The following is a 14,029-nucleotide window of genomic DNA, read 5'->3' as shown; positions in this document are numbered from 1 at the left end:
TTTTTTTTTTTTTTTTGCCCGTAATCTATTGTTTACCAGATAGATACAGTTGAACATTTCATTGGTTCTAGCGGTTTGGATTTTACTTTCTCGAAATGTAAAATTTTCGGGAAAAATTAAACCAATTATCTCCCTAGAATCAGCTAAAGTCCCATCCTCAAAGGTCTGCCCGAGTTTTAAAAGGTTTTCCAATCCAGTCTTCGTTAAGTACTCTATATCACTCCTGTCGTCATCCACATTTCCAATCTCTTTTTCAAGATTATTAATAACAGCATTGTATTCGGTTTTCATAAGATTGTAATCTTCAGCATCGATTTTTTCGGTAACTAGTAAATTTCTGGCAACCGTCAGCTTCTTTTCATAAAGTGCTATTTGTTCAAGAGATTTCTTTTTTTCCTTAATGATTAACCCAGTATGCTCCCTGTAGCCTTCAAGCAGAACTGCTTCATATAGCTTCCTTACTTCCGCTAATGGCTTGAATTTATTTAGATGTGCTTTAAATACATTATTGGCAGTCTCCGAGTTTATTCTCCATTTACAAACTTTATTACAGTGGTAATAGAAATAATCTCTACTTCTTCCTCTGCATTTGCTACCTGTTAACTTCTGACCGCATTCAGGACACATAAAAAACCCTCTAAGGGGAAAATTCTCAATTGTTTTAATTTTCGGTCTGTATGTCCTTGCTTTACTATTAAGGACGTCTTGTACCCGATAAAATAATCCTTCGTTGATAATTGCATCATGTTGACCATTAACCCGAATTAAAAGGCGACTTATCTAATCGACAGAGAATTAACCAGATTTAAGTACTTATGAGCGAATTTGACATTACAGGCACAATACTGTTGCCCTATCTAAAAGATTTAGGAATCGATTCTTCAGAAATATCCTTTGAAGATTCCTTTACCATACGTCTTGGAAGAAACAAGCATGCAACAGGCAGATCTGATATGCTAATCAAAAGACACGGCAGAAATCTTTTTGTTATTGAAGTAAAAGCGGAGTCGAAAAAGCTTACGGATGCAGATAGGGATCAGGGAATTTCCTATGCAAGACTGCTGGATGAAATAGCTCCTTTCACTATAGTTTCCAACGGGATTTCGACTAAAATATTTGACTCCATTACAAAAGAAGAATTATCGGGAACCATTTCAGAAAAATCTGCCTTTTATAAAAATGGATTCACCTTGTCTACAGATGAAGAATTAAAGCTTAGATATGAGGCCCTTAAGAATTTCATTGCAATGTCTCCTGAAAACCTGAGGATCTTCTGCGAATCAAATGTCAATGAGCGCATGGGCATGATCATTGGCGATTCCAACAGTCACTATGCGAAATTTATACAAAAATTATATGTTCAGCGAAAAGCGCTGACAGACTCATTCGAAGCCTTTACGGCTTCAAATGAGTCTGTCTTTGGTCTGGTGGGCGATGCGGGAGTGGGCAAAACCAATACGATGTGTTCCCTAGCCCTACAGAAACTGGAAGACTCCTTCGTATTCTTCTATAACTGCGCCATCATCACTTCTCCTTGCGAATCCATTGCTCAGGATCTCAATATTACTTTTTCCAGCAAGACCGAAAAAGCTGTTGCGCTGAAAAAACTTGATGAATTGGGCCGTTATGCAGACAAGACCGTTCTCATATTCATCGATGCCGTTGATGAGAGCACCAATCCCAACATAGCCCAGGAATTAAGCGAAATGGCATTAATTGCAAAAAAGGCTGATAAAATAAAAATTATTGTCAGCTGCAAATCCAATATCTGGAACACCGTTCTGAAAATCAAAAATAAGCCTACAAAGCTGTATGAGGAGGTGGACAGCTTTCACAAGTTTAACAGCAGTTTGGAAAATCCGGGTTATCACTTAACTGAATTCTCCGATGAGGAATTAACCGCAATTCTTCCCCTGTATCAGAAAGAATTCGGTTTCAGAGGTGAAATTTCGGATGAACTCCTCCCTGAACTAAAGAACGGATTCTTTTTAAAGATATTCTGCGAAGTCTACGCTGGAAAACAGATTCCACAAAAGGTCAGCGACAGAGAACTTATCGCAAAATACTTAAAACAAACCCTTCAAGAAACTGAGATAGGCTATGAGGCTGGAACAAGAACACTTTCCGCCATAGGAAACCTATTGATGAATTATACATATTCTCATATGGAAATTCATATAAATGACGGCATCGATGTGAATCATATCATTGAAGGATTAAACTATTCTCTAGACCAGAAAATACCGGAAGATCTTTTCACCCGAAATATCCTAATCAGATCCAACAAAGAGGAATTCTACAATGTTTCATTCTACTACTCAAAAATCCGCGATTACATTATCTGCTTCCTTATTCATAAATTGGATAAAAAAAGCAATGGAGATTTTTATGATCTCCTCAACTATTTCTATCAAAACCATATTGGCAAAAGCGCAATTGACTTTTATGTTGAAAATGCATCTCACTCCCATAAAAGTACACTGGTTACATTTAAAAAAGACAAATGCCTTTCGTACCTTTCTGCTTACAATTCTTATCTGGATCAAAATTTTTCCACTTTTAAAGAAAAATTTACTCCCCATACATCAGGTGAAATCGGTATTGTGCTTCCCGACGATCTCATTAATGGAGATGGCTATGCATTATTTCCCCTGGCGGAAAAGCGCAATGCCAACGTGGTATATCTTGATCTTCGCAAACCGTTCGATGCTCCATATAAAAGCAATCCATTTTTACAAACAGGTGCCAAATCCTATACTACAAGCAATATCTCCCTATTGGCAGAAGACCATGATAAGATAGTGAAGCAGTCTATTTTTAGCCAGCTCAGAGAAATAATTGGTAAGGAGTCCATCCCCACTTTCAGCACAGATACCCTTCTTTTTGAGCAACTTGCAGCCATAGTGTATAACTACCATGAAAAATTGAACTACGACTACAAAATTGAAGATTATTACATGCCCCGATATGAGCAAATTTATCCTATTGACCTTTTGGATTTGAAAAACAGAATAAATCTGTTTAAGATCAGAGAGCATTATAAATATAAAAATATTGCACAGGAGGAACTGGCAGAGATTATTGAACGCACTATAACGGAAAATCTTCCGATTCCTGAATTCACAACAAAAGGGCATGTCCCACCATTTGAGGGACTCTCAAAGATAGTGGATGTGCTGATTGAAAAAGGATACCGTCAGATTGATGGGCACTATCTTCCGCTGGCCGATATCTCCCTAAAGGAAACAAAAGAAATGTACCAACAGATCAGACTGCAGAATTCCAACAGCATGCGGACAGTCCAATTCAGCGAAAGTCAGGCCAAGGAATATACTACCAGCTTTTTCAAGCATCTGGAATCCTGTTACAAGGAATTTGTAGAATACAACTTCCCGACTTTAAAAGATTCTTTTGAATTCTACAATACCATGCCGCACGAGTACATTGTGTACCTCAAGGACGATGACATCCTGCAGTGGGGCAGTTTTGGCTACCGCCACTCTGAGAGGGGTGATTTCGGTATTTATTTCAAAGGTTTCGAAGAGAAAGAAAAGGCATTTACCAAACAAGGAATCATATGCCTGCGGCATTTCTCAATGGAACTGATCCTGAAGGCCCAAGAGTCATATCGATATAATGCCCAGGTCTTCGAGGGAATAAGCGCTTCAAAACTTGAGGAAAACTGCATTTTGAGAGGCTGGATATACAAAATGCTTGATAGAGACATCGACGATATACTAAAAATGCATGAGCATTGAATTTTGGTATAAAAAATACAGAAACAACAGAATAAAGAAACAAATTATTCAGTATATGCATTTCAGGACATTTTTGGACAAGCACTGCCACTAAAAGCACCTAAAACGAAATGAATAATGCTACTTCTTGCAGTGGGTTCTTATTTGATTTTAACCATATCTTTCAAACCAGTAAAACGGATTCAACTTCCCTAGCCCCGATAGCAGTGGAAATCCTTTTGTGCCGGTGTTCGGCACAAAAGATTGGAACGTATAGCGGGAAAAAGCTCCAAAAAAAATTTAAACATAAAAGATAATACGATGTACAATTGACCCGGAGTTAACGGGAAAAGCTCCTGAAAAATAAGATTAAACCTAAAAAAATGAGTAATCATCAAATAAAATTAAAAATTCCCATACAACCAAAAATTACGACAAGGACCACCGTAATTCTCAAAACCAAATCAAAGACCCAAAAACCACAGCTCCAAAGGGCAGCCCCTATGACCCGGAGAACCCCCGTAAGGAATCCCAAAGCGACCCCAAAGACATAACCGGGAAGGACATAGAAAAGGACCTTATAGAAAATGACCCATCGGAGGGGTTTGAAAGGGATATGGATACTCACAAGAATGATGAGGCTGAAAACGAAACCTTTGAGACCACTGAGCCCGAAAAGGATAATCCCGCACGCAGGGAATTCGAAATTGGGCAGCTTGCCAACGAGCAGCTTAAAGAAGACGAACTCACCAGGGATGAATCACGTGATAGTAAACTGCACAATACTAAAGCTTCCCCAAGTTTAAAATTGCAACTGCAGATCACAGCAAATGGCTAGTCATACACAACGAGGTCCCAAAATTTACCTGCCAGTTTGAGGATAAAAGGTTCAATTATGAAAGAACAATCAAAGGACTTTCCAATCCTACAGGTGACCCCAAAGAAGTCCAGCTGCCCCAGAAAATGCAGAAATGGCTCAAAGAGTATCATAAAGATAAAATAAACCGATAGATTTATCGTACGGGCAATTAAAATCAATTGTTAATTACTTGTGCCTGTAAGCAGTCTGCTTATTTTTAAAAACCCCAAAAGTAAAATTCTGAATTGTTTCAAACGGGGTCTTATGATCAATCGTAAAAGAATTTACCATGTCAAAATCAGAACTAAACTGCTCTTTTAAAGAATCTACTGAATATTGTTTTATGGCTATACCACTGCATTTTGAAGGCCCCGACTCAGAGAACGTACCAATCACTAAAATGCCGTTCTCACTTAATCCTTCTTTAGCAGATCGCAGGTAAGATTTTATATCATGATCTTCAGTTAGAAAGTGAAAAGCCGCCCTATCATGCCAGAAGTCATATTTAAAATCGGGTTTGAAGTCCGTTATATCAGATACAATCCAATTTACTTTTGCTGCATCATTTCCTAAACGCTTTTTCGCTTTAGAAATAGCTTGCTGCGAAATATCCAAAACGGTTATATCCCAGTATCCCATTCTTAGCAGATGATCAGCAAAAAAGCTGTCCCCGCCTCCAATATCAATAATTTTGGCATCAAAGGGAATAGTATACTCTTTTAATAAATCCAACGAAGTTTGGGGAACCGGCTCATACCAGCTCACCTGCGTCAGTTCTTTTGTCTGATAAATATTTTCCCAGTGTTTTTTCTTATCCATTTTATTAACTTTTGAATTATTATTTCTTTTTTGAATCGCGGCAAGTGCCTCTACAATTAAAAGACCTGCTTGTTCTATTTCTTCTTTTGTGGTTTCCCATCCCAGGCTTAATCGCAATGCTGAACTTGCAACTGCCTCAGAGCGTCCCAGCTGCAATAGAACCTTCGAAGGATCTGATTTACCATCATGGCAGGCTGATCCGCTAGAGCATGCAATTTGATCTTGTATCAACTCTATTAAACCCGGAGAATCAATACCCGGAAAACTTACATTTAGCGTATTGCATAATCTTTTAGTAGTATGCCCATTTATCACCGCATTGGGATATTGCGAGAGAATAATAGTTTCCAGCCTATCCCTAAGTGCGCCAACCTTATCTTTATATTGCCCTATTCTTGAGCAGGCTATTTCAATTGCTTTGCCCAATCCGACAATGTAGGGCGTGTTTTCAGTACCTGCCCTAAATCCACTTTCATGGCCTGCTCCATGAACCAGTGATTCGATCCGTAGACCTTTACGGATCAATAAAGCCCCCACTCCTTTTGGCCCATACAATTTATGCCCAACAATAGTCATCAAATCAACACCTAAATCCCCTGCATTTATCTCCAGCTTACCAACAGCCTGCGCTGCATCGGTGTGAACGAGAATTCCTTTTTTCCCGGCAATCGCTGCGATTTCTTTGATGGGCTGAATACTTCCAATTTCATTATTGGCCAGCATAACACTAATTAAAATCGTCTTGTCTGTTATCGCTTTTTCTATTTCTTCCGGGCTTACTATGCCAAACTCATCAACAGGCACAACGCTCACTTCATAGCCGTTCTGCTCTAAAAATTGCGCAGGAACCCGCACGGCAGGATGCTCAATGGAAGATACAATAATATGGTTCCCTTTGTTTTTATTGGAATATGCACTGCCTTTTATGGCTAAATTATTAGCCTCACTTCCGCTTCCCGTGAACACAATCTCAAAGTCTTCTGCTCCCAGGGCAGCGCTAATTCTTTTTCGGGCTTCATTTATTGCGGTACGGGATTTATTTCCAAGGGTATGATTACTGGAAGGATTGCCAAACTGCCCGGTAAGATAAGGCATCATCTCGGCCAGGACTTCTGAATCTATGGGTGTTGTAGCGTTATAGTCTAAATAAATCATCGTTGTATTTATTATTTTTATTTTGTTCCTAAATCAAAATACTAACCGGAAGATTCCTGGATTTCCAGTCCGGATATCCCTCTGCCATTCGATTGGCCCTGAAACCGTTTTTAAGAAGCAGCTCAACAGCCTGATCAGCATAAACACAAAACGGTCCCCTGCAGTAAGCAATAATTTCCTTGTCTTTAGGGAGCTTCTTTATTCTGGTCAATATCTGATCAATCGGAATGGATAGTGCCTGATGAATATGCCCTCTTAAAAATTCTTCCTCAGGGCGCACATCCAAAAGCAAAACCTCGCCTTTGGAAACTCTCTTATAAAGTTCCTGCGTACCAACAGGATCTAAAGAGTGATGACTTTTACGAAATTCATCCACGACAAACTTTGCCTTCGTATTTTGTTCCATTCCCAATTCGCGTAAACTCCGCCAGGCATCAAATACTTTTTCATTGCTTAAAGAATAATAAATGAAATTTCCCTTTCGCTTGATGATAACAAGTCCAGCCGTTTTTAATACCTGCAAATGCTGGGAAGCATTGGCAACACTCATTCCAGTATTGCAAGCAACCTCTTCAACAGCAAAAGGACCTTGTCCCAGCAGGTCAATAATTTCCATGCGATGCGCATTCGCCACAGCTTTTGTGATTTTGGCCAGTTCGCCGTAAATCGCATCTTTAAAATCTCTTTTGTTCATCTTGAATTTTTATAACATCAGTTTACAGGATACTTCATATCGATCCAGTTTACCTTTATATTTTTTTGAAGGCTCAGTACTTTCTGATTTTTAAATCCCATTTTGCTTAGCACCTCAAAAGCGGGTCTTATATTGGGACATTTATCAAACGGGCAGCAGCCACAATACACTACAATTTCCCTGGTCTTTTTTTCCTTTTTCAAAAAAACCTTCAGCTTCTCGATATTTACCTGTTCAGAAGCCGATCCTATATCGACAGACCCTTTAATTATTGCCGCTGGCCCAATATTGATAATTATTGGAAGCCCTTTTGAAGGATTGTTGATTTGCCAGGCCAGTGCCGATGGCTCCATTAGCTGCGAAGCCGACCATGGTTCAGTTTTACTTTGACCAAAAGAAAGGCCCAGAGTCATTAGAAAAAATAGTAATGCAAAATTTTGAAATATTTTCATTGTGTTTTATTTGTTTTGACAAAAATATGGATTTAATTCTATTCAATAAATTTATTGAATAGAATTATTCTAACCTTTTTTTATTCGTATTAAATTTCACAAATTCATTTTCATCCATTAAATTAATTTACAAGAAGTTATAAACTAGAAAAAGGCAAGTCCATATCCAGTAATGATCCCGCAAGGATTATAAAGTCACTGTTTATTTTTTTGAATTTAAATAATACTATAAGGCACAAAATGGCAATCAATAAAGTGCGCCAGTGCAATATGGAATCTTTTCCCGTTTCAAAACAAGCAGAAATAATAAAGGCAATCTAAATTTGCGGCGTAATGGTGGCACATTACCAAATGGCGCCAATTGAAGACAATTGGCACCTTTTTTTTATTATAACCTTACTAATTTATTAGTCTAAAGAGCCGCAGTATGCTATGTTTTTTATTGCATCATTATAAAAAGGTGAATGTTTAGAAAAGCTGAAAGACAAGTTCCTGTGTATAAATTCTTCATCGATTTTCTGCTTTTGCTGCCGCAAAACCCATTTATTTTTATGGCTGAAAGTAATAAATAGCTTTGCAAGAGAATTTTGCCATATGGTATTTAAAAAAACCTAAAATTAAGTATTGATTAGAAGTACAATAATTGGGTCTGAATGTGCAATTCTTCAAGACAAAACAGGGCTCTCGGGCAGCCCTAGCCCCGATAGCAGTGGAAATCCTTTTGTGCCGAGGCTGGGCACAAAAGATTGCAACGCATAGCGGGAAGAGCTCCTAAAAATAATATTAAATACAATTTAAGATGCTGGTCACTCAAATTAGATTCCGGCAGCAATTCCCAATACGTGATTAATCAAGGCCTTACAGAGCTCTGCCCGCTTTTGTACAGGCAGGCAGAAAAAGCCGGAACTTACCGCGCCAAGCTGAAAATTCGGCTGATCTTATTCCAGCGACAATTAAACCCCATGATCTGTAAATTATATAAAAAAAAACGCAGTAATGCGCTAATTGACCAAAATTTTATCATAGTTTACATTTTTAAAGGCCGGCAATTTTACTCATTTTTTTAGATTTCAAATCCGCTGCCTTCAATTCCAATTACGGGCATTGTGAGCCTGTTGTATGTTTTGCCGTCTTTAATATCTTGACTAAATGCCTGATAACTGGCATTCTAAATGGCCGTTTTAAACTGTTTTAACGGAAGGGTGGCAATAAACTCTGCCCCGTTATTTTTATCTCCAAAGGCCTCAATAGTTCCGTTGTGCCTTGATGCTATTTTTCTGCACAGTGCAAGCCCCAGGCCATTTCCTTCATATGCATCTTTAGAGTGCAGGCGCTCAAAGGCCTCAAATATCCTTTGAAGATGACTCGAATCCAGCCCTATTCCATTATCTTTCACACTTATGCGTGTAAAATCATTCCCCTCTATTTCTACTGCACTAGATGAAATAATTACACGCGGCGGCTCGTCTGCCTTTAAAAACTTGAGTGCATTGTGCAGTATGTTATAAAAAAGCTGGGTAATAAGAATGGGTGCTCCTTCTATTTCAGGAAGCTCACTTACTATCAGTATGGCACCTTTTTCTTTTATAACCAGCTCGAGGTCCGTTTTTAAATTTTCCATAATTTCATTCAGATTCATTTTCTGAACCGGCTGCGTTGTTTTGTCCATTGTGGAATAATCAAGAATCCCCTCTATGATGCTATGCATTCGAAGGGCAGATTGATCAACTTTTTCCAGATATTTCTCAGCACTCTGCCGGGAATTAGATTCCAAATCACTTCTCAAAAAGGCATTAAATATCATAATTTTTCGCACAGGCTCCTTAAGATCATGGCTCACTACACTGGCAAAATGCAGCAGATCGTCATTGGATCTGCGAAGCTCGCGGGTATGCTCGGCGACCTGTTTTTTTAGTTCCTGCTCAAACTGCTTCTGCCCGCTTATATCCTGGATGATCCCTATAATGGTACTTGGCCTGCCTTTCACATCTTTGATAATTTTACCGTTGATTTTCACCCATCCTATGGACAGGTCATCATTGATGATCCGGGCCTCATAGCTTATTATGCCTGTTTTATGAGCCTCCTTGTGCACTTTTTCCCGTACCGGGAGATCTTCTGGATGCAGTCTGGCTATTAATTCTTCATGAGGGACAACCGAATCAATAGACCAGATAAAATTGAAATTGCCGCAGGTTTTGACTTGTTGCGTTTTCAGGTCAATTTCGCATGTCCCCATGCCGGATGAGTCAATGGCTATCCTGAGCCTTTCCTCTGCGCTCTGTACCTGCAGTCTTGCCAGATGCAGGTCCGTAACGTCCACTCCTGTATTCATCACGCCGTAAATTTGGCCCGCCGCGTCAGTAAGAGGCACGAAACTATAATTGAAATAATGCGTTTTTGGAATGCCCCCAACAACCAGTTCTACTTTTTTGTCTTTGGCATGAAAAGCAGTACCCGTTTTAAATACCCCTATGACCTGGTCAAATATCTGCTGTCCTTCCAGTTCTGGATGAATTTCCTTGTAGGTTTTTCCTATTACCTGACTGCCTTTTCCCCAGGCAGCAATCATAGCGGGATTGGCAAACTCTATTTTTAGTTCTTCTCCGACATAGACCCCGATGGGCAATGGCGTGTTCTCTGCTATGTCTTTCAAAAGTGTTAGGTTGTCGTACATGACTGTTGATGTTTTTTGAGAATTTATGAAGCTTCTGCATTTACAGCATTACATCACGTGCTAAGAATATTTCAAAATTCCAAGGAACTGAATTCTGTCTTTTTTGCTTAGCAGCTCGTCATTCTCTCTTTTATAAAATTTTTAATTTATGTCTTAGCTAGAATTTCCCTTTTTACGATTGCCCATTTACTTTTGTTCTTTACAAACAGTAATACAGAAACAACAATATGTTTACCTTCCGCTTTGGAAAGCACCAGCATTGCCTTGCTGTCAAAGGATTTAAAATTCTCTATAACAAATCTTTCTGTATTTTTATTCTGCAGTTCATCAGTGAGAATATTACTGCTGTTAAAATGGATTGAATACCCCCCAATTTGTTTTGCAAATTTATGATCAATTGAAAATTCATTATAGGAAATATCATAGATAAGATCTTTAAACTGATCTTTGTAAAAGGGGTTTTTGTCAAAAAAATCAAACAGTAATTCATCTGCATCTTCATTATAGGCAATCCTGGGATCGAGTTCAATTATCGTTTTATCACTTTTTTTAAATTTTGCTGATTCTCTCTGCGAAAAACTTTCCCCTTTTGCCTCTGCATCAATTATTTTCAGGAAATTATGCTCTAAGAACAACTGGCTTTTTAAATTCTGATTCTCACAGGAAACCAGCATAAAGAGTAAAAAAAGGAAAGCCTGTTTTTTTAAAAAACATTTAAACATATCTATATTATTTTGTATACTGTTATTTTATAACAATTGGGATTCTGCGCCCGGTTTCGCAGGTAATGCAAAAAATCTTTTTTCTCTTCTTGACTTCCAGGCGGCACATTTTATTTATTTACTTATGCTTTGATACAGACAGGCAGCATACATTTAAGAGCTAAAAAAAAAGAGTTTAACTGCTGATAAGCACCTGATGCGCCGCCAGACTGTTTTATTTTCAATCTTACCGTTTTTAGGATAAATAAATACAGCCCCAGCCCTATATCCGGACTCTTGCTCCTTACTTATTTTAATGTAAGTCCTTTTAAAGAAAAGCAGAAGATAATTCAGCAGGGGAATTCTGCCGGGAAAACAGCCGGTATTAAAACCTAGAAAAGCTGATACAGGTGAAGATGGGCATGCCTTTGCACTTGGTATAATTTGGCAATCCCGTAAATTAAACTGTTTTTAAAAATACCAAAACGGATTAACTGGTGAAAATAAGCCAGCTTTAAAATAAAAGGATCAGAAGTTGTAGCCCTGTATTTTACCTTCTTTTTTACCTTGGCATGCAGATCTGTTTTATTGGCTGCAAAGGAGCCTGAATCTATAAAATGAAGTGTTTCGAATTTCGTATAAACCTGCTGCATTTCAAGTCCGGCAAGCACCTGCTGACGGTTTTGGCCTTTTGTGCCTAGAAAAGCAAAAAAGAGAAGCAGCACAGCAATTATGAACTTAAAATTTCTCATCAATAAAATTACAGATTAAATATTGGCATATTTACAATTGGATATATACAATACGGTACCAAAGATATCCCTTTTTAAAATAAAATTATCTTCTAAAAGAAAAAAACTGCGCCTTAAATATGCAAATGCAAATGCAAATTTTAGACACGCTGTTTTTATTGGTTCCAGCAGGTAAAAAAAGATAAAACAGGTACATATTTACCAGCTATTTTTAAAAAAAGATCAACAATTTCCTGACTCTTTAAGTTTATTTTTTTATTTTTGTTTGCATAGCAAGGAGCCTTACCGGGGATTATCAACGGAAAGATTACCTGACTAAAGAGGCTTACAGCAATTGCCTGACCCAAATTTACATTTTAACCTAAATACGCCCTATCATGAAAAAAATTACTCAGATCATCTGCATCATTTTGACAGTTACCAGTATGAGTGCCCAGCAGGAGAAAGGAATTATAGGCTACAGCAACTGGCTGGACAACTGGACCGAATTTAAACCTCATAAAACAGAGTACGGCGATCCAAACCAAATTTTAGCAGGAAATATTACTGTCAACACAAAATTGCTCAAGAGAAATATTTATGTGTTACAGGGAAACGTGTATGTTACAAACAATGCTGTTTTAACCATTGAACCAGGTACTTTAATTATCGGTGATTTTGAAACAAAAGGCACACTTGTAGTAACAAAAGGAGCGCAGATAATTGCCGACGGGCAGGAAACAGACCCAATTGTTTTTACTTCTAACCGCAGCATGAAAAAAGCAGGCGACTGGGGCGGGGTTGTAATCCTTGGCGATGCTCCGATCAATAAATTCGGAAATATCGGTTCTTACAACTTAGATCTTGACCCTTCACTTACCACCTATGGAGGCGATAATGCCTCTTCAAATTCCGGTATTTTAAGATATGTCAGAATTGAATTTGCCGGAAAAAAAGTAAAAGGATCCGATACTTTTAACGGCCTTACCATTGCAGGAGTTGGAAACAAGACCATTCTGGAGAACGTAATGGTGAGCTACTCGGGAGGTGATTCATTTGCCTTTTACGGAGGCGATGTAAATGCCACAAAATTTGTTTCTTATAAATCGATCAATGACGATTATAAATTCACACAGGGCATTCAATGCCGTCTGTACAACTCACTGGCAGTAAGATCTTCTTATTTATCAAGTAATAAAGACGGATCACGCTGCATGGAAGTAAAATCCTATGAAAAGAAAAACGAGACCGATTTTACCAAAAACCAGACTCTTGTTACCGCTTCCAATATAACAATGCTTAACGACAGCGAGAACATCAAAGCCGATATCCAGTCAGGCCTGGTAAAAGAAGCTGTTTACGTAGCCGAAAATGCTTCCCTTGAAATGAAGCGCAGCGTAATTTCAGGATTCAGCCCTGCTGTTTTATTGGACAGTAAAACAGAGGTTAATGATGCTAATCTTAAGAAAATAAAATTTGAGGAAATGTTTTTCAACCTGTGTAACGGGAATATCTTTACTGAATACAACACAAACAATGAAGATTTAGAGCACTGGTACGGTAACAGCCTGTTTTTTAATGTTTATTCACAAAGTGACAATAAAGAAACCTTCGTTGATATTTTCAATGCCAAAAAACCGGACTTCCGATTACAGTTAGGCAAAATTACGGCCTCCAGCGGAAACAGATAATCTTTTTTATATTGAAAGGGCGCCAGACTGCTCAATGGGCGCCCTTCATATTTATGTATTTGTCGTAAAGAAGAACAAAAAACCAAAACATAATGGCCTTATCTGTAGAAAAATATTTTATCATCTTACTATGTTTTATTGCTCCTGCTGCCGCTAGTTTATCTGCGCAGAGTTTAAAAATCAAGCCCCTTTCCAATCAGCATACCTGCACTGCACAAGTACCTGAAAATGAACTGCAAAAGCATACTGCTGCTCAATTGAGCATCAAAACGGATGCTTCATGTCATTCTCAAACAGCAGAAAAATATATCCCTGCCAGGGATGCAGCGACCGCAGTTGATTTGAACAGCTTTTCAGAATATACTCCCTATTCTATTCAGACAGCTTCCTATTCCGCGCTTGTAAAGGATATTGTTGAAAAATACAAATATGATTTTTCAGAAACATTTATTGACATTTTATTTTTTGAAGATATCGATCTCGCAAGGCAGCGCACTATATAAGAAAAAAAAG

At 38.3% G+C, this 14,029-nt stretch carries 10 protein-coding genes and 1 pseudogene; 4 read left to right on the top strand and 7 right to left on the bottom strand.

All coding sequences use genetic code 11. The features are described 5' to 3' along the window. Window positions 1–627, bottom strand: a pseudogene (locus ACODSB_RS22720) (recombinase family protein); the annotation flags it as partial. A gap of 188 nt (window positions 628–815) precedes the next feature. Here ACODSB_RS22720 and ACODSB_RS22715 point away from each other — a divergent pair. Together ACODSB_RS22715 and ACODSB_RS22710 are read left to right on the top strand one after the other, a co-directional pair. Then, on the top strand, window positions 816–3,758 hold the full coding sequence (locus ACODSB_RS22715; RefSeq protein ID WP_488938705.1) for a type I restriction enzyme HsdR N-terminal domain-containing protein: 2,943 nt from the start codon (window positions 816–818) through the stop codon (window positions 3,756–3,758). Between the two features lie 595 nt (window positions 3,759–4,353). Next, a complete protein-coding gene (locus ACODSB_RS22710) occupies window positions 4,354–4,575 on the top strand; it encodes a hypothetical protein (RefSeq protein ID WP_488938704.1) in 222 nt (73 codons plus the stop codon). Window positions 4,576–4,782: 207 nt separating this feature from the next. Here ACODSB_RS22710 and ACODSB_RS22705 read toward each other — a convergent pair whose 3' ends face one another. The 6 genes from ACODSB_RS22705 to ACODSB_RS22680 form a co-directional block, all read right to left on the bottom strand. Beyond that, a complete protein-coding gene (locus ACODSB_RS22705) occupies window positions 4,783–6,570 on the bottom strand; it encodes an aminotransferase class V-fold PLP-dependent enzyme (RefSeq protein WP_488938703.1) in 1,788 nt (595 codons plus the stop codon). A 28-nt stretch (window positions 6,571–6,598) separates the two neighbouring features. After that, window positions 6,599–7,264 (bottom strand): ArsR/SmtB family transcription factor, encoded by a 666-nt coding sequence (locus tag ACODSB_RS22700; RefSeq protein WP_488938702.1) that lies wholly within the window; start codon window positions 7,262–7,264, stop codon window positions 6,599–6,601. Window positions 7,265–7,281: 17 nt separating this feature from the next. After that, window positions 7,282–7,716 (bottom strand): rhodanese-like domain-containing protein, encoded by a 435-nt coding sequence (locus tag ACODSB_RS22695; RefSeq protein WP_488938701.1) that lies wholly within the window; start codon window positions 7,714–7,716, stop codon window positions 7,282–7,284. Window positions 7,717–8,884: 1,168 nt separating this feature from the next. After that, the gene (locus ACODSB_RS22690) at window positions 8,885–10,393 is read right to left on the bottom strand and encodes an ATP-binding protein (protein WP_488938700.1); all 1,509 of its coding nucleotides are present in this window, start codon (window positions 10,391–10,393) and stop codon (window positions 8,885–8,887) included. Window positions 10,394–10,539: 146 nt separating this feature from the next. Next, window positions 10,540–11,115: a hypothetical protein gene (locus tag ACODSB_RS22685; protein ID WP_488938699.1), complete on the bottom strand. Its 576-nt coding sequence runs from the start codon at window positions 11,113–11,115 to the stop codon at window positions 10,540–10,542. Between the two features lie 371 nt (window positions 11,116–11,486). Next, entirely contained in the window at window positions 11,487–11,846 is a 360-nt protein-coding gene (locus ACODSB_RS22680; RefSeq protein WP_488938698.1) for a hypothetical protein, read from the bottom strand. Between the two features lie 377 nt (window positions 11,847–12,223). Here ACODSB_RS22680 and ACODSB_RS22675 point away from each other — a divergent pair, with 377 nt between their 5' ends. Next, complete coding sequence (locus tag ACODSB_RS22675; RefSeq protein ID WP_488938697.1) at window positions 12,224–13,516, top strand: hypothetical protein; 1,293 nt, start codon at window positions 12,224–12,226, stop codon at window positions 13,514–13,516. A gap of 92 nt (window positions 13,517–13,608) precedes the next feature. Beyond that, window positions 13,609–14,019 (top strand): hypothetical protein, encoded by a 411-nt coding sequence (locus ACODSB_RS22670; RefSeq protein ID WP_488938696.1) that lies wholly within the window; start codon window positions 13,609–13,611, stop codon window positions 14,017–14,019. Window positions 14,020–14,029: the final 10 nt, after the last annotated feature.

The sequence above is a fragment of the Flavobacterium sp. FG68 genome, assembly GCF_057808895.1.
Note: the sequence above shows the minus strand (reverse complement) of the source record. Positions and strands in the feature narration are given on the sequence as shown.